Annotated in this window: 22 protein-coding genes; 17 read left to right on the forward strand and 5 right to left on the reverse strand. The window is 72.5% G+C overall.

The genetic code is table 11. The annotated features are described in order from the left end of the window. The 3 genes from ACFVZW_RS22090 to hutI all read left to right on the forward strand — a co-directional run. Positions 1–1,204: allantoate amidohydrolase (locus tag ACFVZW_RS22090; RefSeq protein WP_384523756.1), on the forward strand; the 1,204-nt coding region annotated here is incomplete at its 5' end. Then, positions 1,195–2,538, forward strand: coding sequence for a formimidoylglutamate deiminase (locus ACFVZW_RS22095; protein ID WP_384523758.1), 1,344 nt, complete (start codon positions 1,195–1,197; stop codon positions 2,536–2,538). The genes ACFVZW_RS22090 and ACFVZW_RS22095, both read left to right, overlap by 10 nt. 26 nt (positions 2,539–2,564) lie before the next feature. Continuing rightward, on the forward strand, positions 2,565–3,812 hold the full coding sequence (gene hutI / locus ACFVZW_RS22100; RefSeq protein WP_384523760.1) for an imidazolonepropionase: 1,248 nt from the start codon (positions 2,565–2,567) through the stop codon (positions 3,810–3,812). A 27-nt stretch (positions 3,813–3,839) separates the two neighbouring features. Here the strand turns inward: hutI and ACFVZW_RS22105 are convergent, their stop codons facing one another. Continuing rightward, on the reverse strand, positions 3,840–4,601 hold the full coding sequence (locus ACFVZW_RS22105; protein ID WP_384523762.1) for a helix-turn-helix domain-containing protein: 762 nt from the start codon (positions 4,599–4,601) through the stop codon (positions 3,840–3,842). A gap of 583 nt (positions 4,602–5,184) precedes the next feature. On the opposite strand from ACFVZW_RS22105, the gene ACFVZW_RS22110 reads away from it, so the two are divergent. After that, entirely contained in the window at positions 5,185–6,213 is a 1,029-nt protein-coding gene (locus tag ACFVZW_RS22110; RefSeq protein ID WP_384523764.1) for a S66 peptidase family protein, read from the forward strand. Here ACFVZW_RS22110 and ACFVZW_RS22115 read toward each other — a convergent pair. After that, positions 6,194–6,838: a phosphotransferase gene (locus tag ACFVZW_RS22115; RefSeq protein WP_384523766.1), complete on the reverse strand. Its 645-nt coding sequence runs from the start codon at positions 6,836–6,838 to the stop codon at positions 6,194–6,196. The genes ACFVZW_RS22110 and ACFVZW_RS22115 overlap by 20 nt on opposite strands. Positions 6,839–7,109: 271 nt before the next feature. On the opposite strand from ACFVZW_RS22115, the gene ACFVZW_RS22120 reads away from it, so the two are divergent. The 7 genes from ACFVZW_RS22120 (at position 7,110) to ACFVZW_RS22150 (ending at position 15,398) form a co-directional block, all read left to right on the forward strand. After that, complete coding sequence (locus ACFVZW_RS22120; RefSeq protein WP_384523768.1) at positions 7,110–8,213, forward strand: GNAT family N-acetyltransferase; 1,104 nt, start codon at positions 7,110–7,112, stop codon at positions 8,211–8,213. A gap of 74 nt (positions 8,214–8,287) precedes the next feature. Beyond that, positions 8,288–9,577: a glycosyltransferase gene (locus tag ACFVZW_RS22125; protein ID WP_384523769.1), complete on the forward strand. Its 1,290-nt coding sequence runs from the start codon at positions 8,288–8,290 to the stop codon at positions 9,575–9,577. Continuing rightward, complete coding sequence (locus tag ACFVZW_RS22130; protein WP_384523771.1) at positions 9,574–10,380, forward strand: polysaccharide deacetylase family protein; 807 nt, start codon at positions 9,574–9,576, stop codon at positions 10,378–10,380. Before ACFVZW_RS22125 ends, ACFVZW_RS22130 begins: the two co-directional genes overlap by 4 nt. A gap of 156 nt (positions 10,381–10,536) precedes the next feature. Then, positions 10,537–12,381: a hypothetical protein gene (locus ACFVZW_RS22135; protein ID WP_384523773.1), complete on the forward strand. Its 1,845-nt coding sequence runs from the start codon at positions 10,537–10,539 to the stop codon at positions 12,379–12,381. Between the two features lie 30 nt (positions 12,382–12,411). Further along, the gene (locus ACFVZW_RS22140) at positions 12,412–12,828 is read left to right on the forward strand and encodes a hypothetical protein (RefSeq protein WP_384523775.1); all 417 of its coding nucleotides are present in this window, start codon (positions 12,412–12,414) and stop codon (positions 12,826–12,828) included. After that, positions 12,825–13,886, forward strand: a complete 1,062-nt coding sequence (locus ACFVZW_RS22145) for a glycoside hydrolase family 26 protein (protein ID WP_384523777.1) — start codon at positions 12,825–12,827, stop codon at positions 13,884–13,886. The genes ACFVZW_RS22140 and ACFVZW_RS22145 overlap by 4 nt, the downstream gene beginning before the upstream one ends. A gap of 87 nt (positions 13,887–13,973) precedes the next feature. Further along, positions 13,974–15,398, forward strand: coding sequence for a hypothetical protein (locus ACFVZW_RS22150; protein WP_384523779.1), 1,425 nt, complete (start codon positions 13,974–13,976; stop codon positions 15,396–15,398). Positions 15,399–15,463: 65 nt separating this feature from the next. On the opposite strand, the gene ACFVZW_RS22155 is transcribed toward ACFVZW_RS22150, so the two are convergent. The 3 genes from ACFVZW_RS22155 to ACFVZW_RS22165 all read right to left on the reverse strand — a co-directional run bounded on the left by ACFVZW_RS22155 (position 15,464) and on the right by ACFVZW_RS22165 (position 19,776). Beyond that, positions 15,464–17,521 (reverse strand): lipopolysaccharide biosynthesis protein, encoded by a 2,058-nt coding sequence (locus ACFVZW_RS22155; protein WP_384523781.1) that lies wholly within the window; start codon positions 17,519–17,521, stop codon positions 15,464–15,466. After that, on the reverse strand, positions 17,514–18,737 hold the full coding sequence (locus ACFVZW_RS22160) for a DegT/DnrJ/EryC1/StrS family aminotransferase (RefSeq protein WP_384523783.1): 1,224 nt from the start codon (positions 18,735–18,737) through the stop codon (positions 17,514–17,516). Before ACFVZW_RS22160 ends, ACFVZW_RS22155 begins: the two co-directional genes overlap by 8 nt. 121 nt (positions 18,738–18,858) lie before the next feature. After that, positions 18,859–19,776, reverse strand: a complete 918-nt coding sequence (locus tag ACFVZW_RS22165) for an RNA polymerase sigma factor SigF (RefSeq protein ID WP_384523785.1) — start codon at positions 19,774–19,776, stop codon at positions 18,859–18,861. Between the two features lie 210 nt (positions 19,777–19,986). Here ACFVZW_RS22165 and ACFVZW_RS22170 point away from each other — a divergent pair, with 210 nt between their 5' ends. From ACFVZW_RS22170 to ACFVZW_RS22195, 6 genes are all read left to right on the forward strand, one after another. Further along, positions 19,987–20,355: an STAS domain-containing protein gene (locus tag ACFVZW_RS22170; RefSeq protein WP_384523787.1), complete on the forward strand. Its 369-nt coding sequence runs from the start codon at positions 19,987–19,989 to the stop codon at positions 20,353–20,355. A gap of 110 nt (positions 20,356–20,465) precedes the next feature. Beyond that, the gene (locus tag ACFVZW_RS22175) at positions 20,466–20,939 is read left to right on the forward strand and encodes an ATP-binding protein (protein WP_384523789.1); all 474 of its coding nucleotides are present in this window, start codon (positions 20,466–20,468) and stop codon (positions 20,937–20,939) included. 143 nt (positions 20,940–21,082) lie between these two features. Beyond that, complete coding sequence (locus tag ACFVZW_RS22180) at positions 21,083–21,751, forward strand: peptidase (protein ID WP_384523791.1); 669 nt, start codon at positions 21,083–21,085, stop codon at positions 21,749–21,751. Further along, complete coding sequence (locus ACFVZW_RS22185; protein ID WP_384523793.1) at positions 21,751–22,620, forward strand: hypothetical protein; 870 nt, start codon at positions 21,751–21,753, stop codon at positions 22,618–22,620. The genes ACFVZW_RS22180 and ACFVZW_RS22185 overlap by 1 nt, the downstream gene beginning before the upstream one ends. A 65-nt stretch (positions 22,621–22,685) precedes the next feature. Next, positions 22,686–23,765, forward strand: coding sequence for a hypothetical protein (locus tag ACFVZW_RS22190; protein WP_384523801.1), 1,080 nt, complete (start codon positions 22,686–22,688; stop codon positions 23,763–23,765). A gap of 14 nt (positions 23,766–23,779) precedes the next feature. Then, on the forward strand, positions 23,780–25,147 hold the full coding sequence (locus ACFVZW_RS22195) for a hypothetical protein (RefSeq protein ID WP_384523795.1): 1,368 nt from the start codon (positions 23,780–23,782) through the stop codon (positions 25,145–25,147). Positions 25,148–25,309 lie beyond the last annotated feature (162 nt).

Below are 25,309 nucleotides of genomic sequence, written 5' to 3' on the forward strand. Positions count from 1 at the left end.
GCGCCCCCCCCGTTGGGGGGGGGGGGGGCGCCCCCGCCCCCCCCCCGCCGCCTCCGGCGGCTACCGCCGCTACGCCTGGACCGCCGCCGACGCCGACTGCCGGCTCTGGTTCCAGATGCAGGCGGAGGCCCGCCGGCTGAACTACGAGGTCGACCGCAACGGCAACCAGTGGGCCTGGCTCGGCGACCCGGCGGCCGGGGACGCGGTCGTCACCGGCTCGCACCTGGACTCCGTACCCGACGGCGGAGCCTTCGACGGCCCGCTCGGCGTCGTCTCCTCCTTCGCCGCGCTCGACGAACTGCGCTCCCGTGGCGTCGTGTTCAAGCGACCCCTCGCGATCACCAACTTCGGTGACGAGGAGGGCGCCCGCTTCGGACTCGCCTGCGTCGGCTCCCGTCTCACCGCCGGCCGGCTGACGAAGGAGCAGGCGTACGAGCTCCGCGACGGCGACGGCATCAGCCTCCCGCAGGCGATGGAGGCGGCGGGGTACGACCCCGAAGCCATCGGCCCCGACCCGGAGCGGCTCGCCCGCATCGGCGCCTTCGTCGAGCTCCACGTCGAACAGGGCCGCGCGCTGGACCTGAGCGGCGACTCCGTCGGCATCGCCTCCGCGATCTGGCCGCACGGCCGCTGGCGGTACGACTTCGCCGGCGAGGCCAACCACGCGGGCACCACCCGGCTCGTCGACCGCCGCGACCCGATGCTCACCTACGCCGAGACCGTCCTCGCAGCCCGCCGCGAGGCCGAACTCGCGGGCGCCGTCGCCACCTTCGGCAAGATCGCGGTCGAGCCGAACGGCGTCAACGCCATCCCCTCCCTCGTCCGCGGCTGGCTCGACGCGCGCGCCGCCGACCAGGGCGCCCTGGACACGGTCATCGCGGGCGTCGAGACCGCCGCCCGCGACTACGCCGACCGGCACGGCATCGATCTCACGGTCGTCCGGGAGTCCTTCACGCCGGTCGTGGAGTTCGCCCACGCGCTGCGGGACGAGATCGCCTCCGTCCTGGGGGAGAAGACCCCGGTCCTCGGTACGGGCGCGGGACACGACGCGGGTATTTTGTCCGAATCGATCCCGACCGCCATGCTGTTCGTACGGAACCCCACGGGCGTCTCGCACTCCCCGGCCGAATTCGCGGCCGAGGACGACTGTGTCGCCGGGGTCCTCGCACTCGCCGACGTACTGGAGGGGCTCGCGTGCAGGTGACGTACTGGCTGGAGTACGCCTGGCTCGACACGAACGTCGAGCCGGGCGTGGCACTCGCCGTGACCGACGGTCGCATCACGGCCGTACGCACGGGTCTGGAGACCCCGCCCCCCGGCGCCGTCGTCCTGCGCGGACTGACGATCCCCGGGCTCGCCAACGCCCACTCGCACGCCTTCCACCGCGCCCTGCGCTCCACGGTCCAGGTGGGCTCCGGCACGTTCTGGACGTGGCGCGAGGTGATGTACCAGGTGGCGTCCCGGCTGACCCCGGAGACGTACCACGCCCTCGCGAGGGCGGTGTACGCCGAGATGGCGCTCGCCGGGATCACCGCGGTCGGCGAGTTCCACTACCTGCACCACGCGCCGGGCGGCACCCCCTACGCCGACCCCAACGCGATGGGCGAGGCGCTGATCGAGGCCGCGGCCGAGGCCGGCATCCGGATCACCCTCCTCGACACGGCCTACCTCTCCGCCGGCTTCGGCGCCGAGCCCGACCAGCACCAGCTCCGCTTCTCCGACGGCACGGCCGACGCCTGGGCGGAGCGCGTCTCGCTGCTCAAGGAGCGCGAGGGCGCGGACGGCGTCCGGATCGGGGCGGCGATCCACTCCGTACGGGCGGTCCCGGCCGACCAGCTGTCGACCGTGGCGGACTGGGCGCGCGAGCGGGGCGCTCCGCTGCACGTCCACCTCTCGGAGCAGACGGCCGAGAACGACGCCTGCCTCGCGGCCCACGGCCGCACCCCCACGCAGCTCCTCGCGGACCACGGGGTGCTCGGGCCGCTGACGACCGGTGTCCACAACACCCACCTCACGGACGCGGACATCGCGCTCATCGGCTCCTCCACGACCGGCACCTGCATGTGCCCGACCACCGAACGCGACCTCGCCGACGGCATCGGCCCGGCCGTCGCCCTCCAGCGCGCGGGCTCCCCGCTCTCGCTGGGCAGCGACAGTCACGCCGTGATCGACCTCCTGGAGGAGGCCCGGGCGATGGAGCTGAACGAGCGCCTCCGCTCCCGCACGCGCGGCCACTGGACGGCGGCGGCCCTGCTGCGGGCCGCGACCGCCGACGGTCACGCGTCGCTGGGCTGGGGCGAGGCGGGCACCCTGGAGCCGGGAGCGCTCGCCGACTTCACGACGATCGCCCTGGACTCGGTCAGGACAGCGGGACCGGTGCCGCGTCTGGCAGCCGAGACGGCGGTATTCGCAGCGTCGGCCGCGGACGTGCGGCACACGGTCGTGGGCGGCCGCCATGTCGTACGGGACGGGGTCCACCAGTCCGTGCCGGACGTGCCCCGGGCCCTCGCGGAATCGATCGCCGCACTGCGCGGCTGAAGCGGCTGAAGGAGACACCTCTCACCATGAACACGGGCCCCGCGGCGACGAACAGCACAGCGGCGAGCTCCGCCCCCACGAGCGCGAACAGCGCCGTGGCCACGGCGGCCACCGCCATCGTCAACATCGCCAGTCTGGTCACCAACGACCCCTCTCTCGGTGATGGAACCCCTCTCGGCCTGATCCAGGACGCGGCCGTCGTCATGGACGGCGACCGCGTGGTCTGGGTCGGTGAATCCAGCAAAGCACCGGCCACTGACAACCGGGTCGACGCCGGGGGACGGGCGGTGATCCCCGGCTTCGTGGACTCCCACTCGCACCTCGTCTTCGCGGGTGACCGCACGGCGGAGTTCAACGCGCGGATGTCCGGCCAGGCGTACGCGGCGGGCGGCATCCGCACGACGGTGGCGGCGACGCGCGCGGCCACCGACGAGGCCCTGTCGGCGAACGTCGCCCGCTACATGCGCGAGGCGCTCACCCAGGGCACGACCACCTTCGAGACCAAGTCGGGCTACGGCCTCACGGTCGAGGACGAGGCCCGCGCGCTGCGCATCGCGGCCGCGCACACGGACGAGGTCACCTACCTGGGCGCCCACATCGTCTCCCCGGACTACGCCGACGACCCGGCCGCGTACGTCGCCCTGGTGACCGGCGAGATGCTCGACGCGTGTGCGCCGTACGCCCGTTGGGTGGACGTGTTCTGCGAGAAGGGCGCCTTCGACGGCGACCAGGCGCGGGCGATCCTCACGGCCGGCATGGCGAAGGGCCTGCACCCGCGGGTGCATGCGAACCAGCTCTCGTACGGCCCCGGCGTCCAGCTCGCGGTGGAACTGGACGCGGCGAGCGCCGACCACTGCACGCACCTGACGGACGAAGACGTGGACGCCCTGGCTTCGGGCAACACGGTCGCCACGCTCCTCCCGGGCGCGGAGTTCTCCACCCGCGCCGAGTGGCCGAACGCTCGCCGCCTCCTGGACGCGGGCGCGACGGTGGCCCTGTCGACGGACTGCAACCCCGGCTCGTCCTTCACCTCGTCGGTACCGTTCTGCATCGCGCTCGCGGTACGGGACATGGGCATGACCCCGGACGAAGCGGTCTGGTCGGCCACGGCGGGCGGCGCAAAGGCCCTCCGCCGCACGGACGTCGGCCGCCTCTCCCCGGGCGCCACCGCCGACCTGACGATCCTGGACGCCCCGTCCCACGTCCACCTGGCCTACCGCCCGGGCGTCCCCCTGGTGACCGAGGTCTGGCGCCGGGGAGCCCGCGCGGTCTGAGCCCGCCCGGGCCGGCCGGCGGGCGCCCTACTCCAAGACGGCTGCTGCCAGGTGATCTGAACCGGGTCCCCTGGCGCAGCCGGGGCAGAACTCCTCGTCAGTGCCACGGAAAGCGCGGTCGCAGCGGTCGCAGTTCCGCAGCGGCAGGATCGTCGGGGCCTCCGGCACGGGAGGCAGTTCCGGCGGGAGCCACTCGCGGAGGCGGTGGGCGACGAGTCTGGCGGGCCAGCGGATGGTGCCGGTGGGGAGCCCAGCGGCGAGGGTCCGGGTGACGGCGGCGGGGGTGAGGCCACGCTCCAGCCACCGCTGGACGTCGAGTGCGAGACGTCGCACGTCGTTCTCGGAGAGCAGCAGCCGTGGCTCGCGCTGTCGTAGGCCTGCGAGTAGGCCTGCAGCGGGCCGCAACTCCTCGGTGAGCTCGGGAACGACCGGCACCGGCTCAGGCACCGGTCGGAGCTCACGGCGAGCAGGCCGGGCACGCTTGACCAGGTCGACCGGGTGCGGGTTCTCGTACCAGGTCGTGATCGTGGCCAGCTTGGCGTCCTTCCCCCGCACCACCTGCCGCTTCAGGTATCCGGCGGCCTCCAGCTCCCGCAGCGCCCTGGCGATCCGCGACTCGCCCTCCCGGAAGCGGAGCGCGAGGATCTTGATGCCGACGAGGGCTCCGTCGGGCAGCGACTGGATGTACACACCGATGCCGATGGCGCAGGCGGACAGGTCCTTGTGCTGGGCGAGATGGTTGCCCACGACGGTGAACTTCTCGTCGTGATGGTGACGTACGTGGGTCACACCGGCGCGCGAGGCCGTGCGCGTACTAAACTGCGTCGCAGTCACAGGGAAGGTCTCTCTCTTCCTGGGTGATCAGGCCCTCGACCGGGATGCCAGTCCCGCCGGGGGCCGAAATCTTTTGTGGCATATGCAAGTTGGCGTGACCGTACCGTGCCGACCAGTCGTTCTGCCACCTTGTCACCCGAAGGTGTGAGCTGTCGGGTTTGGGCGGAAGTGGTTCTTTCCCTCGTTCTTTCAACGGGATGTCGTGGAACGCCGGTTCGCCCCGAGCCGGGTCGTGGAAACCGCATCCCGGAGTGGCCCCGGAGGCCTGCGGCGGGCCACAGAGCGGTCATGCGGCGACGCATCGCCACGGCTGGCGGGTACTGTGCGACGACGTCCGGTGACACCGATCGCGGGGACGACCCCGCACGTCGGGTCGTCAGGTCTGACGGCCTTTTCGACGTCTTGGACACCCTTCAGTGGCTGCAGGATTCCCGCGAGGCTCGTGAGCGCGACCGCCGGGCGCACAGCTGAAGCCCGGGGTGTCGGTGCATCAGAACTCGATGTCGCGCCGCCGCGGTGACATGCCAGAATCCGGCGCATGGCTGTTCGATACCCGCGCCCCCTCCGCCCCGGTGACCGTATCGGTGTCACCTCCCCTTCGAGTGGAGTCTCGAAGGAGCTGAGCAAGCGCCTGGACGTGGCCGTTCGGCACGTGGAGGCGCGGGGGTACGAGGTCGTCGTCGGGGCCTGTATGGACGGTGCCGGGCATGTGAGTGCGCCGGCCGCCCAGCGGGCGGGCGAGTTGATGGGGATGCTGACCGATCCCGACATCAGGGCCGTCGTGCCGCCGTGGGGCGGGGAGACCGCGATCGATCTGCTGCCTCTGCTCGACTGGCAGCAGCTGCGGGACGCCGAGCCGACCTGGCTCGTCGGGTACTCGGACATGTCGACCCTCATGACGCCGCTGACCCTCCTCACCGGGGTGGCGACCCTGCACGGCAACAACCTCATGGACACCCCGTACCGGGCGCCCGAGGGGCTGCTCTCGTGGCTCGACATCGCCGCCGCTCCGCAGGGGCGGCCGTTCACGCAGATTCCGCCCGGCCGGCACCGCTCCTCCGGTTGGGACGACTGGCAACTGCACCCCGAGGCGAGCGAGTTCGCCCTCGACACGCCCGGCGGCTGGACCCGTCTGGACGGCAGCGGTGAGGTGGACGTCGAGGGACGCCTGATCGGGGGCTGCATCGAGACCGTGTGCAACGCCGCCGGTACGCCGTATCTCGACGTCTCGGCCTTCGCCCGGGAGTACGCCCCGGAAGGGCTCGTCGTCTATGTCGAGGCATGCGGCGACGAAGCCCTCAGTATCTGCCGGTACCTGCACGGGATGCGGCTGGCCGGCTTCTTCGACCGCGCGAACGCCGTTCTCGTCGGCCGGACGTCCGCGCCCGACGCCCCCTCGCTCACCCAGCACGAAGCGGTCATGGACGCCCTCGGCTCCCTGAACGTGCCGATCATCGCCGACGTCGAGTGCGGCCACGTCGCGCCGTACCTGCCCCTCGTCAACGGGGCGCATGCCCGTGTCGTGCACACCTCCACCCGCAGCGAGGTCATCCAGACGCTGGACTGATCTCCAGCGCCGCCACCAGCGCCACCGCCTCGTCCAGGCGGGCGCGTTCGGCCTCGTCCAGGTGCGGGTCCAGCGCCCGGCGCTCCAGGGCTCTCGCCAGCGGCAGGGGGCCCGCGTCCGCGAGGGACAGCAGGGTCGCCAGGCCCGCCCGCGCGCCCTCGGCGTACGGGACCGGCGTCACCGCGACCTCCGCCAGGATGAGGGCCGACATCGCCCAGTCCAGCGCCGGATCGCCCGCCTCCGCCGTGCACCAGTCGATCACGAACGGACCCTCGGGCGTCAGCATCACGTTGCCCGGGTGCAGGTCGAGGTGGAGCAGCGGGGCCGACGCCGGGGACGGGACGGTGTGGAGGCGGTGCAGAAGGCCGGCCAGGACCGTCGCCGCCGACTCGGGCGTGACCGTGCCCGCGAGCAGGGCGTCCAGCAGCGAAGGGCCGGTCAGCCGGCGCATGACGAGCTCCGGGCCCGATACCGAACGGACCCGCGGCACCGGATAGCCGTGGCCGGCCAGGTGCTCCATGGTCGCGGCCTCGTGCGCCGCGTCCGCGCCGTCCCGGTAGCGGCGCAGCACCCACTCGTCGTCCAGCGTGAACACGTCCGCCGACCGTCCCGTACCTATCAGCATGCACGCACCCTAGCGTTGCCCGGGTGACGCGGAGTCCCGCCCCGGAGACCTCTCAAGTCCTCGGCTGACATGCCCCATTGGTCTCTTGATCACCACCAATTACCCTCCTGCACACTCCTTCACGGATCGGTCACAGAAAGGCCGAGTAGCCCTGTCCCGGAGGGTTTTCGACCGGTACCGTCCTGTACCGGCAGGACTCAGGGGGGAAGACCGGGGGGTCGGAGAGTTGAGCGCTGTCCGTAAAAGTGCTGTCCGCACGCAGGTCGGCCGGATGCGATCTCGTACGCAGGCCGTCACCAGTCTGAAGATCGTGGCACCGGGGGAACTGACCGCGCGCGAGACCGACGCGTGGCGTGAGCTGCGGGGGAAGTCCGGCGCGCCCGACAATCCCTTCATGGGGCCGGAGTTCACCCGGGCCGTCGCCGCCGTGCGGCCCCGGGCGCGGGTGGCCGTGTGGTGGGAGGACGGCGAGCCCGTCGGCTTCTTCCCGTACGAGAAAGGGCCGTTCGGGCACGGCCGGGCCATCGGGCTCGGGGTCTCCGACTGCCAGGGCGCCGTCCTGCGGCCCGGCCTGAGGCCGTCGGCCCGCGCGCTGCTGCGCGTCTGCGGGCTCTCCGCCTGGGAGTTCGACAATCTGGAGGCCGCGCAGCCGACGTTCGAGGGAGCCGCCGCCGAGGCGCTCGCCTCACCCGTCATCGACGTCGGTGAGGGCTACGCCGCCTACGAGGCCGTGCTGCGCGCCCAGTCGCCGAAGTTCCTCAAGACCACGCTCGCCAAGGAGCGCAGGCTCGGGCGGCAGGCGGGCGCCACCCGGTTCGTCTTCGACGAGCGCGACCCGGACGCCCTGCGCACCCTCATGGAGTGGAAGTCCGCCCAGTACCGCAGGACCGGCCGCCGCGACCGCTTCGCCAAGGAGTGGATCAACACCCTGGTCCGGCGGCTGCACGAGCTGCGCACGCCCGAGTGCTCCGGTGTCCTGTCCGTGCTGTACGCCGGCGACCGGGCCGTCGCCGCGCACTTCGGGCTGCGGTCCCGCACGGTGCTCTCCTGCTGGTTCCCCTCCTACGACCCCGAGTTCGCCAAGTACTCGCCCGGACTGATCCTTCATCTGCGGATGGCGGAGGCCGCCGCGGCGGCCGGGATCGGGATGCTCGACCTCGGCCGGGGAGCCGCCGAGTACAAGGACGCCCTGAAGACCGGCGAACTGACCGTGTACGAAGGGTCGGTGGTCCGCACGGGGATACGCGCCGGGCTCTACTGGCTCTCCCGCGAGCCGTCCCGCCGCGCCCACAGCTTCGTACGGAACCGGCCGGCGCTCGCCGCGCGGGGCCGCCGCACCCTCAACCGGCTCGCCCGCCTGCGGCCCGGTGGATAGCCGGCAGCCGTAGGCCGCCGAGCAGCCCACGCCGATCCATCGAGCCGTCCGCCCACCTCCGCGGGGGAACAGGAATGAACCGCACGCAGGCCCTCTCCGTCGCCGACCTCGATCTCGGCTCGCCCGACGGACCCGTCCTCTCCTTCCGGCCCGCCCCCGGCGGCCCGCCCGCCGTCGCCGGTGACGTCTACGCGCTCGTACGCCTCCGCGGCCGGCCCGCAGCCACCGTGCTCGGGCACGTCCCCGAAGGCGGCGACGCCGCCGAGGTGCTGGCCGCGCTCGCCCGGCCCCGGCTCGCCCACCACGACGACGTACCGAGGCAGCCCGAAGCGCCCGAAGCCGTACCGCCGCGCACCACCGTCGTCGTCGCCACCCGCGAGCGCGCCGACCAGCTCGCCCGCGCCCTCGACTCCCTCCTCGACCAGGACCATCCCGACCACGAGCTTCTCGTCGTGGACAACGCGCCCACCACCCGGGAGACCGAGGAGCTCGTCACCCGGAAGTACGCCGACCGCGTCCGGTACGTCCGCGAGGACACACCCGGACTCGCCGTCGCCCACAACACCGGACTCGCCCACGCCCGCGGGGAGATCGTCGCCTTCACCGACGACGACGTCGTCGCCGATCCGCACTGGCTGACCGCCCTGACCGCGCCCTTCGCTGCCGATCCGCGGCTCGGCTGCGTCACCGGCCTCATCCTGCCCGCCCGGCTGCGCACCCCGGCCCAGATCCTCCTCGAATCCCACGGCGGCTTCGCCAAGGGCTTCGCGCCCCGGCTGTACGACCCGCTGCGCCCGCCCGCCGACGAGCCGCTCTTCCCGTTCACCGCGGGCAGCTTCGGTTCCGGCGCCAACATGGCCTTCCGGGCCCGGGCGCTGGAGGCCGTCGGCGGTTTCGACCCGGCCACCGGCACCGGCACGGCCGCCCGTGGCGGGGACGACCTGTACGCCTTCGTCGCCGTCCTCTCCGCCGGGTTCCGGCTCCGCTACACCGCCGATGCCCTGGTGTGGCACCACCACCGCGAGACCTGGCAGGACCTGCGGAACCAGGCGTACGGCTACGGCGCCGGCCTCACCGCGTACCTCACCGCCACCCTCGTGCGCAGGCCGTCGCTGCTGCCCGCGCTCCTCGCCCGGCTGCCCCGCGGGCTGGTGTACGCGAAGAACATGACCGCCCACCGAGAAGCCGCCGACGCCCGCAGCGCCGACGACCACGCCGCCCCCGACGACCACGCCGCCCCCGGCGAGCACGGCGTCCCCACCCATCCTTGGCCTCGCAGCCTCTCCCGACTGGAGCGACGCGGAATGATCTACGGACCGATCGGCTATGCCAAGGCCCGTCTCCGGATGCGAGGCGCGAGATGAGCGCGCCCGCCCACACCCGGATCCCCGTCCTCCTCTACCACGCGGTCATGGACGACCCGCCCGCCTGGATCGCCGAATTCACGGTCACGCCGAAGGAGTTCGGGGCCCAGCTCGACGCGATCGTCGACAGCGGACGCACCCCCGTCACCGTCGGAACGCTCGCCGACCACTTCGCCCGCCGCGCCCCGCTGCCGCCCCGGCCCGTCGTCCTCACCTTCGACGACGGCTTCGCCGATCTGCCGGGCCCGACCGCCGAGGCGCTCGCCGCGCGCGACCTGCCCGCCACCGCGTATCTGACCACCGGGGCGATCACCCCGGGCCGGGCGTGTCTGCTGCCGCCCGCGCCGATGATGACGCTGGGCCAGGCGCCGCGCCTCGAGCAGTACGGGATGGAGGTCGGCGGCCACACGGTCACGCACCCCCAGCTCGACACCCTGGGTCCGGGGGACCTCCGGCGCGAGCTGCGCGAGTCCAAGGCCGTCCTGGAGGACGTGCTCGGGCACGAGGTCCGCCACCTGGCCTACCCGCACGGCTACAACAGCCCGGCCGTGCGCCGGGCCGCCGCAGCCGCCGGATACGTCTCGGCCGTCGCCGTCCGGCACGCCCTCAGCTCGGAGTCCGACGAGCCGTACCGGATCGCCCGGCTGATCCTGCGCCGCGGCCACACCGTCGCCGACGTCGAGAACTGGATGGAGGGGCGCGGAGCCAAGGCCGCGCCGTATCCGGACTCGCTGCCGACGGTCGGCTGGCGGATGTACCGCAGGGCCCGCGCGCTGCTCAAGGGGCCGGAGTTCGCGGGCTGATGGTGATCGTCAATTCCCTTATCGGGTAAGGGAGTTGAATACACGTACAAAGGCGAAGTCCGTTCCTATACTTCGCTGAAGTGGACAGTTCGTGGGGTTCGTGGGGGGAGTGCCACCGTGCAGCAACGTGTGTCCGCACCGGCCGCTGGAAGCAGCATGCCGTCGCCTCCCGATGCCCGCCGGCCCGATGCGGAGCCGGCCCGTTCGCGCTCCCTCCCGACCCCGCAGACCGTCTTCAGCGTGCTGCCGCTGGTCGTGGCCGCCGCGCTCTGGCTGTACGCACTGCCCCGGATCGGCTTCCGCGACATCGCCGACTACGGGCTCCTCGACCGGTTCCCGCTCGCGTACTACGCCTGCCTCACCGTCCTGACCTGCGGCTTCCTGGTCACGCTCCGGCGGGCCGGGACCGCGCCGTGGTGGCCGGCGACCTACAGCGTCGCCATGCTCGTGGCGCTCAAGGCGCCGCCGGCCGTCCTCTACGACTCCGTGCGCTACGCCTGGGCGTCCAAGCACGACGCCGTGATCAGCCGGCTGCTCGTCGAGGGCACGGTGTATCCGCAGCGCGAGCTGTCCGGCGGCATGTCGGCCTACGACCAGTGGCCCGGGTTCTTCTCGCTCGACGCGGCGCTCGTACGGGCCTTCGGCGTGGATTCGGCGGCCTCGTTCATCAACTGGGCACCGGTCGTCCTCGGCCTGCTCACCCTCCCCGTCCTGCTGCTGATCTACCGCACCTTCAGCGACGACTGGCGGCTGGTGTGGACCGGGGTGTGGATCTTCCAGCTGGCCAACTGGGTCGGCCAGGACTACCTCTCCCCGCAGGGCTTCTCGTACCTGCTCTATCTGACCGTCTTCGCCGTCGTCGTCCGGCACTTCGTCCGGCCCGGCTCGGCGGGACGGCTGCGCGACCGCACCACGCTCGACCCGGCCGCCGCCGGGGTCCCGCCGCCCACCACGCTCAAGCAGCGCGCGATCTGCGTCCTGATCATCGCCCCGCTCATCGCGACCATCAACGCCTCGCACCAGCTCACCCCGGTGATGCTCTGCGCCACCCTGTTCGCGCTCTGCCTCACCCGCCGCTACCGCAACATCGGGCTGCTCGTCGTCACCGGCCTCATCATGCTGGCCTGGGACCTCACCATGGGCCGGGTGCTCTTCCTGGAGACCATGAGCACCCTCAAGGACTCGGCCGGCGACCTGCTCTCCAACTCCCGCGCCGGATACGCGGGAGAACCGACCGGACCCGGCCCGGAACTGGTCGGCACGGCCAACATCCTGATGGTGCTCGCGCTCGCCGCGCTCGCCGGCACGGCCGTCCTGCTGCGCCGCAGACTCGTCCGCAGCGCCCTGCCGCTGCTGCTCGCCGCCGCCGCACCCGTGCCCATGTTCGCCGTCAACGACTACGGCGGCGAAATGCTCTTCCGCGTCTATCTCTTCGGGCTGCCGGGCACCGCGTTCTTCGCCGCGGCCGCCCTCGTCCCCGCGGCGGGCGCCGTCGGCAGGAAGGCCGTGTGGGCGCGCCGTACCGCCGCCGTCGCGCTGCCGCTCGCCGTCACCGCACTGCTGGCCGGCTTCCTCCCCTCCTACTACGGCAAGGAGGGGATGCACTACGCCCCGCCGGCCGAACTCGCCCTCACCCGGCGCGCCTACGACCGGGCGCCGGACGGTGCGCTGATCCTCGCCACCACCGGCTCCTTCCCGGGCGCCTACTACCGCTACGACCACTACGAGCGCTGGTTCTTCACCGAGCAGGAAGTGCCGGAGAACCTGAAGATGCTGAAGGACCCGGCGGGCTATCTCGCCCGGGGCATCCCCGAGGGCCGCCCCGCTTTCGTCGTCCTCACCCCGACCCAGGAGAAGGCCGTCATCGGCGAGGGCTATCTGCCGCCCGGCAGCTTCCGGACCCTGCGCGAGGACCTCAAGCGCTCCCCGCTCTTCCACGTCGTGGAGGAGAGCGAACACGGGCTCGTCCTGGAGTACCGGCCGCCGTCCACCGCTTCCTGACCGACCGCACCCGAGCACCAGGAGTACGCCATGGTCCACGCCCACCTCCAGCTCAGAGTGGCCCTGGCGGCCTCCGGGTGGCTCGCGCTCGGTGCGACCGCGCTGCCGGGCGGCTCCCCGCTGCGCTGGATCCCCGTCCTCGCCTTCGTGGCCCTCGCGCCCGGCCTCGCGCTGCTCCACCCGCAGCCGGGCGGACTGCGGCCGGGGGCCCGGCTCGAGGCGCTGGCGCTCGCCGCGCCCGTCAGCCTCTCGCTCGCTGCCCTCGCCGCGACCTCGCTGTTCCTGGTCGAGGCCTTCTCCACGGCCGCGTTCCTGATCGCCCTCGCCGCCTTCGTGACCGTCGTCACCGCCCTGCCCGGCGTGCCGCTGCCCGCCGCCACGCGCGGCGCGGCCGAGCGCGAGAGCAGCCGCGCCCGGGCCAAACGAAAGCCCGGTGGCGGGCGATGAGCGGACGCCATGCCGAGCCGCAGCGACGGGCCCACACCGCGATCGCCCTCGCCGCCGTCGCCGCGCTCGCCGCCGGGATTGGCGTCTGGGCCACCAACACCGACGGCGACGACCGCTGCGCCCCCGACGCCGACCTCGTCCTGCCCTGCGGAGCCTGGTGGGGCGCCTACATCCCGTACGACGACGACAGCTCGCTCACCCGGCCGGTGTACGCCTTCGAGAAGAAGATCGGGCGCAAGCTCGACCTCGTCTACACGTACCACGACATGTCGGGGAAGCCGGTCGACGGCGAACTCCTCACCCCCGACGAGCAGGAGCTGGGCCGCGAACGGCTGCTGATGCTGGCCTGGGAGTCCACCGTCTGGAAGGAGAAGCACCACGCCAACTGGAGTGAGAACCAGCTCGGTTGGAAGAACATCGCCTCCGGGATGTACGACGAGTCGATCATCGACCCGCAGGCGCGGCGCATCAAGGCGTACGGCAAGCGGGTCTTCTTCTCCTTCGACCAGGAGACCGACTTCCGCATCAAGGAGGGGGCCGGCACCCCGGCCGAGTACGTCGCCGCCTACCGACATCTGCGCGACCGCTTCGAGAAGCTGGGGGTGCGCAACGTGGTGTGGGTGTGGACCGTCTCCGGCTATCTCGACCACAAGGAGCAGATGAGGGCGCTCTACCCCGGGGACGCGTACGTCGACTGGATCGGCATGGACCAGTACAACTACTACCAGTGCCACAAGTCGCCCGACTGGCTGGACTTCGAGGCGAGTCAGCGGCCGAGCTACGAGTGGCTGCGCGAGAACATCTCCGCGAACAAACCCGTCATGCTGTCGGAGTTCGCGACCGCACCCGATCCGCGCCGGCCCGAGCGTCAGCGCGAGTGGTACGAGGAGATCCCCGAGGTTGCCCCGAAGCTGCCGAAGGTCCGGGCGTACGTCCACTGGAACCGGCCCGTGCCGGGGCCGAACTGTGACCTGACCGTCAACTCCGGCCCCGCGCTTGAGGGATACAAGGCGGCGGGCCTGGATCCGTACTTCAGGCAGCGCGTCCCACGCCATTAGCGGAGCCTATGCTTCTGCCTGGTGATCACGCGGAGCGGTCCGCCGCATCACCCCACTCATGCGTAACAGGCGGAAAGCAACGGGGACATGAACAAGTACACAGTGATGGCGGCAGGTCTCGTCCTGTCGCTCGGGCTCGTCGCGGGCTGCGGTCCCTCCGACGGCCCGGAAGCCGGCAAGGCCCCGGAGAAGGGCGGCTCGGAGGCGCCGAAGGGCGCCCCGAAGGCCGAGGGCCCGGTCTACGCAGGCCCCGCGATACCCGGGCTGGCCGACAAGCAGGCGTGGAGCCTGCCGCGCGCCGACGCGATCGACCTCGGCGACGCCTTCCTCTTCGTCAAGACCGGCACGGGCGAGTACGCGGCGGGCGGGGGCTACAAGGACGATCCGCTCGACGGCACGACGGGCCTCCTCCACTCCACCGAGCAACCGGAGCCCGTCGACCTGGAGTTCCGCGATGTGAAGACCGGAGCCGTGCGGAAGACCCTCAAGGTGACGGCCGACCGTGTCGCCGCCACGACCTGGCGCGAGGGCGTGCCGGCGTTCGAGGTGCGCACCAGCAGCACGACGGAGTCCGACGGGCTGAGCGCGGAGGGCACCACCACCACGATCACCGTCTACGGAAGCGACGGCGCCGAGCTGGGCAAGGCCGAGCACAAGGGCGACACCCCCTTCCACGTCCACGAGGGCCACCTGATCGAGCAGGCGGACCAGGCGACCCTCCAGCTCACGCCGATCGGCGGCGGGCAGCCCCGCAAGATCACCTGTGGCGGGCTCGAGGCGAGCTGCTCGTTCGACCCCCGCAACAAGGACATCGACGGTGGCCAGGGCCACGCTCCGCTGATCACCGGCAAGTACACCTTCCACGTGAACAACGGATCCACGTACGAGACGGATCCGGAAGAGCTCGTGATGTCCGACCTCGCCACCGGCAAGAAGGTCTGGAGCAGCGCGGACGTCACCCCGCCCAAGGGCGTGGAGCTCGACGACGAGGGCGTGCGGACCAGCGGCGGCATCCGCGTCCTCGACGTCCGCGACGGCCGGATCCTCACCGCGTGGGGTGCCGGTGCCTTCCTGACCGACACATGGGTCACGGCGACGTACGACCTGGCGAGCGGCAAGCAGATCGGCGGCTCCACGAGGTACGCCTACGAGGACTTCCCCGGCGACACGATCAACACCGAGGGTTCGTCGGTCTTCTCCCCCGACCACCAGCTCGCCGCGGCGGCCACCGAGCGTGGCTCCACCGTGTGGCAGCTCGCGGACGGCACGGAGGTCTGGGCGCAGAAGGAGGGCGAGAAGGCGATGACGCCGCTGCGCTTCTCCCCGAACGGCGGCGTGCTGTACGGCACGACGGAGGAGAGCGACGACACCGTGCTCGCGGTCGACGCCCGCACGAAGAAGGTCCTCGTGAAGGACCTGCCCGCGGACAACGTCCCGCTGTCCGCCAAGCAGTCCGGCTACGGCTACTTCTCCACGGACGCCGGCTTCTTCGTGTTCCCCGCGGCGGGCTAGCGAACCCGGCCGCCCGGAGCCGGCGCCCCGGAGCCCGGCCGGCTCCGGGGTGGTGCGGCTCGCGGTCAGCGGCGCCTGAGCCCGCGCACCGCGACCGCCGCCATGGTGGCCCCGCACAGCCCCAGCAGGACGGGCAGCGGGGCCGCCGCGAAGGCGTGCTGGCCCGCCCAGCCCGCCCAGACCAGCACCCAGACCGCGCAGACCGTGGTCCGCCCCCCGGCGCCGAGGACCCGCAGCAGCACCGCCACGAGCAGCAGGCACAGCCCCTGGGCCGCGATCGGCAGCACCGGCAGCGCGGGGTCCGGGACCAGGCCCACGCCGGGACCCGTCGCCGGGTCCGGGCGGATGCCGAGCAGCGGCGGCGCGGTGTGCAGGGCGAGGAAGGTGGCGAGCAGGATCGTCGCGGCGAGCAGCGGACGGATCCGGCGCAGCGACACCACGGCCACGTGCAGCACGATCAGCAGGATGCCCGCCGTGAGCGTGACCGGGGGCAGCGCGCCGATCAGCCGCGTACCGGACAGATGGTCCAGGCCGAGGCTGCCCGCGCGGGCGAGCGGGATCCAGAAGAGGCCGGTGGCAAGGCCGAGGAGCAGCCACAGCCAGGTCGCCGGCCCGTCGTCCCCCGAGGCCCCGGGGTCCGGAGCGCGCTCCGGCTCGCGCTCCGGACGCGGTACGTACACCGGCAGCCCGAAGGCCGGCGTCACCGTGTCCGCCGCGGCGCCCCCGCGCGTCCACTCCGCCTCGTAACCGCCCTGTTCGGCGGCTCGCCGGGCCCAGTTCGTGCCGTACTCGACCTCCTTGCGGCCGCCCTTCAGCGCGGACCGCAGGCCGGGCGCGGAGGCCGCCGCCATCAGCGTCATCGAACCGAGCATGGCGAGTCCGGCGCCGGAGATCCCGATCGGGCCGAGGAGCAGGGCCGCGCTGCCGAGGACCAGGACGCACATCGCGCCCTGGAGGACGGCGAGCGCGCCGGTGCGCCCCTGGACGCGCAGCACGCCGATGTACAGCTCGACGGCGACGCGGGGGAGCGCGGCGGCGGCGAGGAGCCGCAGCACCATCGTCCCGTGGTCGGCGTAGTCCGCGCCGAACGGGGAGAGGATCTGCGGGGCGAAGACGACGAGCACGAGGACGACGGGGACGAGCAGCAGCGCCATGCGCCGCAGCGCGCCGCGGACTCCCTCGGCGAGTGACTCCGGGCTGTGCGAGGCGTGCGCGGTGAGCGAGGAGGCCATGTTGATGGCCATGAACTCCATCGTGCCGCCGACGGTGTACGCGGTGTAGAAGAACGCGTTGTGGGCGGCGTCGAAGCGGACGGCGACCATCACCGGCAGCAGGTTGATCATGGCGAGGCTGAACAGCGCGCCGACGGAGTCCCCGGCCATGAAGCGGCCGATCTCGCCCATGGCGGGCGGCTCGCGGTCGCGGTCGGCGCGGGCCTGCCGGGGGATGAGCCGGCGGAAGACGAGCCAGCCGAGCGGGACGACGGAGAGGGCGATCGCCGCCGACCAGGAGACGAAGACGCCGAGGACCGGCATGGTCGTGGCGAAGGCGACGAGCAGCAGCAGTTTGCCGATGGAGAAGCCGGCGTTGCCGACGGGCACCCAGAAGGCGCGTCTGAGGCCGGTGAGGACCCCGTCCTGGAGGGTGAGCAGGGCCCAGCCGACGCAGGAGGCGGTGAAGAAGAGCCCGGCGGAGAGCGTGCCGAGCGGCGCGTACGAGGGGCCCCACCAGTCGATGGTGAGCAGGAAGACCCCGCAGGCCAGCGCGACGACGACCGAGCTGACCAGATAGATCCTGCGGACCAGCAGGCCGGTGGTCCGGCCGGCCCGGGGCACGTAGCGGACGACGGCGCCGATCATCGTGGTCGCGGTGATCGAGGCGAGCAGCCGCTGCGCGGCGATGGCGGCGGAGCCCTGCCCGACGGCCTCCTCGGTGTAGTAGCGGGCGGCGACCAGCCAGAAGCCGAGCCCGAGCGCCGCCGAGACGCCCGTGGACAGCATGAGGGCGTACGCGTTGCGGAACATGGAGTCCCCACCGGAGCCGGACTCGGGCGGGTCGGCCTCCGACGGCACCTGGTCCCGTTCCTCCTCATCCGGCTTGTGCAGCCGGACCGCCTCAGCCACGGTCGCCGCGCCACGACCGCGCGTCGTCCGGTGCGGCGGGGCCGGCCGGAGGTCGTACCGGCCGGACGCCCGCCGTGCGCAGCACCTCGATCACCTCGCCCGCTCGCCGCGGGTCCACCGGCAGGGCGTGGCGGGCGAACCAGGCGGCCGGCTCCGGGGCGGGGGAGGGGTCGGTGAACACCTCGCCCGCGTAGGTGTCGAGCGGCGGGTCGTAGAGATAGCCGGTGACGATCCGGCGGCGGGCGAGCGCGGCGATGGCCGCGTCCCGGTCCTCGACGAGCAGCGGGACCCGGAAGAGCGGCTGGACCGTGCCCGGTTCCGTGCCCGCGCCCCACTCGCTCGCAAGGAGGCGCTCCGTACCGGCCCGGTGGGCGGCGAGGGTGGCGTCGAGGCGGGCCAGGAGCCGTCCGGTGCGGCGCAGCCGCTCGGGCCCCGGGCCGAGGCGGTAGTCGTGCATGTCGACGCGGACCCAGGAGTGGAAGGGCGCGAGCCCCGGCGCGGCGGCGAGGGCCTGCTTCAACTCGCCGGCGCGCAGCGGCATCCGGATCTCCTCGCGCTCCTGCCGCCCCAGCAGCCGGAGCGTGGCATGCGCGGCCTTGACCAGGCGCAGTCCGCGGACGGTCGCCTCCGCGTACGGCCGTACGAGGTAGGCGAGTTCGGCGGTCGTACGGGACGGGTGCAGCAACTCGTCTCGTGCGGCGGCCAGTTCCGCGCGCAGGGAGGGGTCCGCGAGGGCGAGGAAGCCGCCGGTCTTGGCGCCGGTGTGCTTGGAGAGGCTGAACACGGACGCCTCGCCCCAGGTGCCGACCGGCCGGCCGCCGACCTCCGAGCCGATGGCGTGGGCGGCGTCCTCCAGGAGCGGGATCCCCAACGTGTCGCACCGGGCGCGCAGTTCGGGCGCCGGGTCGGGATTCCCGTACAGATTCGTGGTCAGGACGGCGGAGAGTCCGCGCCATACGGAATCGGGCACGGCGGCCGTGTCGATCGAGCCGTCGCGCGGGTCGAGCGGCGCCTGGACGGGGCGCAGTCCGGCGGCGAGGACCACGAAGAAGATGACGTCGTCGTTGACCGGGGACATCAGCACGCGTCCGCCGGGTCTGCACCAGTGGCGCAGCGCCAGATAGAGCCCGAAGCGGCACGACGGCACATGGAGGCACTCTCTGCCCCCGAGCCTGCCACGCATCCGCTCTTCCAGTTCCGCGTACGCAGAAACCATGCGATTCCCCCCTGAACCCCGGGCTCAATGTGTCCCATTCCGGGTGGTCCGTCAATAACGCGGAAGGGCCCGTCCGGTGAAGAACAGGCCCTTTCCACACGTCATTCGGGGAGCGCGTCGGTCACTCCTCCAGGGTCAGCCCCTTGCGCAGCCTGCCCAGCGTCCGGGAGAGCAGCCGGGAGACGTGCATCTGGGAGATGCCCAGCTCCTCGCCGATCTCCGACTGGGTCATACCGGCGACGAAGCGGAGGGAGAGGATGCGCCGGTCGCGGGGCGGCAGCGAGGCGATCATCGGCCTGAGGGACTCGACGTACTCGATGCCCTCGATGCCGTGGTCCTCGTAGCCGATCCGGTCGGCGAGCGCGCCCTCGCCGTCGTCCTCGTCGGGCTGGGCGTCCAGCGAGCTGGCGGTGTACGCGTTGCTGGCGGCCATGCCCTCGACGACCTCGTCGCGGCTCAGGTCGAGTTCCTCGGCGAGTTCGCCGACGGTCGGTGCGCGGTCGAGCCGCTGGGACAGCTCGTCGCCGGCCTTGGCGAGGTCGAGGCGGAGTTCCTGGAGCCTGCGCGGGACGCGCACGGACCACGAGGTGTCGCGGAAGAAGCGCTTGATCTCGCCGACGATCGTCGGCATCGCGAAGGTGGGGAACTCGACGCCGCGGGCCAGTTCGAAGCGGTCGATGGCCTTGATGAGACCGATCGTGCCGACCTGGATGATGTCCTCCATCGGCTCGCTGCGGGAGCGGAACCGGGAGGCGGCGAACTTGACCAGGGCGAGGTTGAGCTCGACCAGGGTGTTGCGGACGTACGCGTACTCGTGTGTGCCCTCTTCGAGAGCGTCGAGCCGGGCGAACAGCGTCTTCGAGAGCGCCCGGGCGTCGATCGGGTCGACCTGGTCGAGGGGCCCGATCTCGGGCAGGTCCTCGGTCGGGTCTCCGTGGAGCTGCCGGGGAAGGCTGAGGGTGGGGGGCGGAGTTGTTTCTGCCGACGGCGCGTCGGGGGTACGCGTGGCGTCGAGCCGGGGTGACATGGTCTCCTCCATCGTTTCTTCCTGCTGCGGTTTGCGGCGCCTCCAAGCCGGCCGTTTCGAATGTTCTCTACTAGCCCTACCTGCTCGACACGCATGGTTGCAAGTGTCAATTGTCGGGTTTGCTCCACTATGTGGTGGAGTTCATGTGCAAGCCTTAGCGCGTCGCTTGTATGGTTCGTGGCACGTCAACCGGCATCCGCGAGAGCGAGAAGAGGCACGGGCATGGACCGCCAGAACATCGGCAGCGCGCAGCCGGGGAGGCTGCGGGTCGAGGTCCGCACCGTGGGGGCGACCGAGATCCTCACCCCGGTGGGTGAGCTCGATCACCACACGGCCGACGTGTTGCGTACGCCACTCGACCGGGCCCTCGACGCCGGGCGTTCACGGCTCGTCGTCGACTGCTCACGCCTCGACTTCTGCGACTCCACCGGACTCAACGTGCTCCTGGGGGCCCGGCTGAAGGCCGACGCCGCAGGGGGCGGGGTCCATCTGACGGGAATGCGCCCGGCGGTGGCCCGGGTCTTCGAGATCACCGGTGCGGACGTCGTCTTCACCGTGCACGACTCGCTCGCGGCGGCGCTGCCCGACTGAGCGACGGGTGTCGTCAGGAAAAGACCGGGCAGGAGAGCCCCGGTTTCGTCCGTTGTCTGGTGAATCGGTTGATTCCGTTGAGTCGGTTGAATCGGTGAGGTGAAGCGCTGATGGACACTGCCGCCGGTGGCAGGGAGATCGAGGAGTCGGTGGACCCCGTCGTGGGCGCCGTCGATCTCGACGTGCGTACGCTCGCGCTCGGCGCCACCAGCGGCACCGTTCCGCTCGCCCGCGATTTCACGAGGACGGCGCTCTACGACTGGGGCTGGCTGCCGGCCGCCACCGCCGAAGCCAGGGCCGCCGCCGAGGACGTCCTGCTGGTCGTCTCCGAGCTGGTCACCAACGCCTGTCTGCATGCCGAGGGCCCCGAGGTGCTGCGCGTGCTGCGCCGCGCCAAGGTGCTGCGCCTCGAGGTCGCCGACCGGGGCGCCGGGCAGCCGGCACCCCGCACCCCGCACCGGGCCGGGCGGCCCGGCGGGCACGGCATGTTCATCGTGCAGCGGCTCTGCCTGGACTGGGGGATCGAGCGCAGGCCCGGAGCCCCCGGCAAGACGGTCTGGGCCGAACTGGCGGCTCCCGCCTAGCACGTTCGTACGAGGACCGTGGCGCGCCCGGCGAGGGGCGCGCACTTCGGTCCTCCCTTTGTCTTCCCTCTACAACGCCCCAGGCGTACCTTGACGCCCAATCTGATAAGCCGTCAGTAACTTCGCGGTGAGGGGTGCTTGAGGTGCCGTACCGGAGGAGAACAGCTTTCGCGCTGGCAGCGGCGGCGGCGGGCTCGGCGGTGCTGGCCTCCGCCCCCGCCGCGCAGGCCGCCGTCGTCGACGTGAACTACGCCTGCGAGACGAAGATCGGGCCCAAGGGCGCGGTCTCGCCCGTCGACATCAAGGCCGTCAAGAGCGGCAGCGGCTACACGATCACCATGTCCTTCGAGAAGGGCGTCTCCGACAGCCCCATCGAACTGCCCAAGGGCGTCATGACGCCGCGCGCCGAGCTGAAGCTCGGCGGCGCCGACTCGGGCACGATCAAGGTCAAGGGCACGCCGAACACGGCGGCCATCCCGCCCAACACCCCCATCAAGATCGGGCAGTTGACGGGCACGTACACGCCGAAGAAGAGCGGCAAGGTCACCTTCACCGCGGGGGTGCTCACCGTCCACGCCCTCGGCATGGACGCGGCCGTCTGTACCCCGAAGAACAACCCCGCGCCGTCGCTGGAGCTCGACGTGACGGCCGCGGGCGGCGGCTCTTCGGGGGAGACGCAGTCCACGAGCGGCGGTGAGCTGCCGAAGACCGGGCCGCTCGACTCCGCGACGGCGCTGGCCACCCTCGGCGGCACGGTGCTGCTGACCGGCGCGGCCGGCGTGCTCTGGCTCACCCGGCGCACGGCACGCTGATGCGGGGGGCGTGGGCCGGTACGGCGACCGCGGCCGCCGCGCTGCTCGGGGCGGTGGCGGCGGCGCCCGCGCCGCCGGGGTGGACGGCGGGCGCGGCCGAAGGGCGGCCGTACGTCTATCTGGAGGGCGCGGCCGGCAGCGTCCTGGAGGACACCCTCTCCGTGACCAATCCCGGCCCGAAGCCGCTCACGGTACGGCTCAGCGGGCAGGGCACGCCGCTCGCCTTCGCCGCGCGGACGGTGACGGTGCCGGCGCGTACCCGGGCGGACGTGCCGTTCGCCGTGACCGTCACGGCGGACACCGTCCCCGGCGAGCACCGGGGGACGGTGAGCGCGGAGGCGGGCGGGCGCGAGGTGCGGGTGCCGGTGCATCTGCGGGTGAGCGGGCCGAGCCTGGCGGCGCTCACCATCGAGAAGGTCCGGCTCGACGGCTCGGGCACCGTGCACTACACCCTGGTCAACCGCGGCAACACGGTGCTCGCCCCGAGCCTGTCCCTCCGCGCCGAGGGCCTCTACGGCACCGTCGTCGACCGCCCTTCACGGGCCCTGCCGCTCACCCTCGGCCCCGGCGAGCGGATCACCCGCAGCGAACCCTGGCCCGACCCGCCGGCGCTCGACTCGATCACGCTCCACCTGCGGGCCACGGCCCCGGGCGCCCCGGCGGCGACGGCACGCGCCGAGCGGGTCTTCGTCTCCGGCGGCGCGATCGCCGGCGGCGCGGGCGTCCTGCTCGCGGCGGCGGGCGCGGCCGCCCTCGCGGCCCGAAGACGCCGCGACCGGGACGACCGGGCCGCCCCGGCGGCGGAAGGGACCGGACTCCCGGTGGAGGAAGGCCAGTTGGTGGACGCGACGGCAGGAGCGGACCGATGAGTGCGAGCGGTACGGAGCGGCTGGGCGGGAGCGCTCTGTTCGCGGCGGGGTCCGGGGCGCCGGGCATGCGCGCCGCGTCCGGCCCCGGTCGTGGGGCGCGGCGCCGGGCGATGGCGATCGTGGGGCTGGTCCTCGCCACGCTCGCGCTCGCCCTGCTGCCCGCCGCCCGGGCGTCCGCCGCGCCCGGGCCCACCGTCGACCTGTCGCAGACCGAGGGCGGCAAGGGCGGCGAGATCACCGTGAGCGGCGCCGGGTGGAAGCCAGGCGCGCTGCTCATGCTGCTGATGTGCGGTCAGTCCGCGCCCGGCAAGGGCGTCATCGGCGGCACCAACTCCTGCGCCAACACCCTCGGCCGGGCCGCCACCGTCGACGCCAAGGGCGCCTTCAGCCAGAAGATGCCGGTGGCCGAGCCGCCCAAGCCCTGCCCGTGCGTGGTGCACGTGGCCGGGGTCACCGGACAACAGGACGTCGTGGACGTCGCCTTCACCGTCGCCGGCCATCCGACCGCCCCGCTGCCCGAGGCCACCGGCGACGGCCGGCTCGCCGTCCTCGCCTCCGTACGCCTCGAAGGCTCCAGCGGCGTCCTGGTCTGGTTCGGCGCACCCGCCCGGCGCGAGGTCGTCTTCACCGTCGGCAACCTCGGCCAGGCCCCCGTCAAGGACCCGGTCTTCCAGGTCGGCACCGCCCATGGCGTCTTCTCGCCGCAGTACGAGGAACGGCAGTGGCGCGGCACGATCGAGCCCGGCAGAAAGGCCCAGATCAAGCTGCCCGTCGAGCTGTCGGCGGGCGCGCACGGCGATTACGAGGTGTCGGTGAAGTACGCCGGCAAGATCCTGGTCGACCAGCCGTGGGGGGTCGGCCGGCCCTGGGGCGTGACGCTGTTCTGGCTGCTGCTCGCCGTGGTCGTCCCGGCCGCGCTCTTCCGGATCGGCATGGCGGTCGTGGACCGCGTCCGGCCGGGCGGCGCCGCCGGGTCCCGCGCCGGACACCGCCGTCGCCGCGCCCTTGTGCGTACACCCGAGAACGGCCCCGCATCCGAGCGGGACGAATCCACCAGCACGACCACGGTCCTGCCGTGGTTCACCCCGGACTCCGCACCGTCCGCACCGTCAGAGATCAGCCCGACGACGAAGGGACATCAGTGAGCACGCAACGGAGGATGAGCGCGGCGGGAGTCGCGCTGATGCTCGGCGGCGCGGGGATCATGCTGGCCGCCAGCCCCGCTCAGGCCGCCGAGGTCGCGTACAAGACCGAGTGCATTCCGCCGTCCATCTCCGGCCTCCCGCCGGTACAGGGCACGACGAAGGTGCAGATCACCGCACCGGCGGAGGCGAAGGTCGGCGACGAGGTCGAGGTCGTCTGGAAGACGGTCGAGGCCGCGTCCAAGAACCCCGACATCCTCGACCTGGAGAAGGACACGGTGAAGCCGACCGGCGTCGTCAAGGTCGGCGGAGCGGCGAGCGGCACGCTCACCATGGAGGGCCCGCGGCAGAACCCGCCGATCCCGAAGAACAGCCCGATGGTGCTGCCGGACATGAAGGGCAAGTTGAAGCTGGAGAAGGCGGGCGAGATCACGCTGACGCCGGACAAGTACAACATCAACGTCTCGAAGCCGATGTCGACGGACACGAAGTGTTCGCCGAAGGAGACCGTGGCCGTCGGGGCGACGATCAAGGTGTCGGAGGGCGGGGGCGGCAGCACGTCGGGCGGCACGACGTCCGGCGGCACGACGTCCGGCGGTACGACGTCGGGCGGCACGACGTCCGGCGGTACGACGTCGGGCGGCACGACGTCCGGCGGTACGACGTCGGGCGGCACCACTTCAGGAGGGACCACCGCCGGCGGAAGTACCGCCTCCGGAGGCACCACCGGAGGGGGCGGCGGGCAGACCGACTTCACGGGCAAGGAGGTCTCGGTCCAGTTCTCGTGCCAGTCGCCGGGCCCGGCGAACATCACCTCCAAGGTGACCATCAACGCCAAGAAGAACGGCGGGAGCTATGACCTCACGGTCAAGACCGCCAAGGGCGTCATGAACAGCCCCGCCCCGCTTCCCGCCGGGGCCCTCAAGCCCTCCATGGCGGTCAAGCTCGGCGGCGCCGACAGCGGCACGGTCAAGGTCGACGGCCCGGCGAACGCCGCGCCGCTGGAGCAGGGCAAGCCGGTCGACCTGCCGGACATGAAGGGCACGTACAAGCCCGGCGCGAGCGGCAAGGCGACGCTCAGCCCCGGCACCCTGACCATCAACGTCTCGCTCGGCGGCTCGCCGATCGTGATCCCCTGCCAGGTCAAGGGCGCCGTCCAGGCATCGCTGGAGCTCGACACGACCAAGCAGGAGGGCGGCGCGTCGGGCGGCGGTGACGCGGCGTCCGGCGGCGGCTCCGGCTCGGCCGGCTCCGGCGGCGGCCTCGCCGAGACGGGCGCCGAGGACGACGGCGCCCTGCGCGCCCTCGCCCTGGTCGCCGGCACGGTGATCCTGCTCGGCGGCGCGGTGTTCACGTTCACCCCGTGGGCCCGCCTGCGGCGCTGACGCGGCGAACGGAGAAGGGGGTGGGGCGGGCCCCCCACCCGCGGGGGGGCGGCGCCGGCCCCCGCCCCAGTCAGCGCGAAGACGGCCAGCAGCCCGGCGCCGTGGGAGGTCCCGAGGCCGGTCCGGCCGGCGCCGGTGACCATGCGCAGCGCGAGGAAGAGC

Origin of the sequence: Streptomyces sp. NPDC059567 (assembly GCF_042735655.1) — a bacterium.
Lineage (GTDB): Bacteria > Actinomycetota > Actinomycetes > Streptomycetales > Streptomycetaceae > Streptomyces.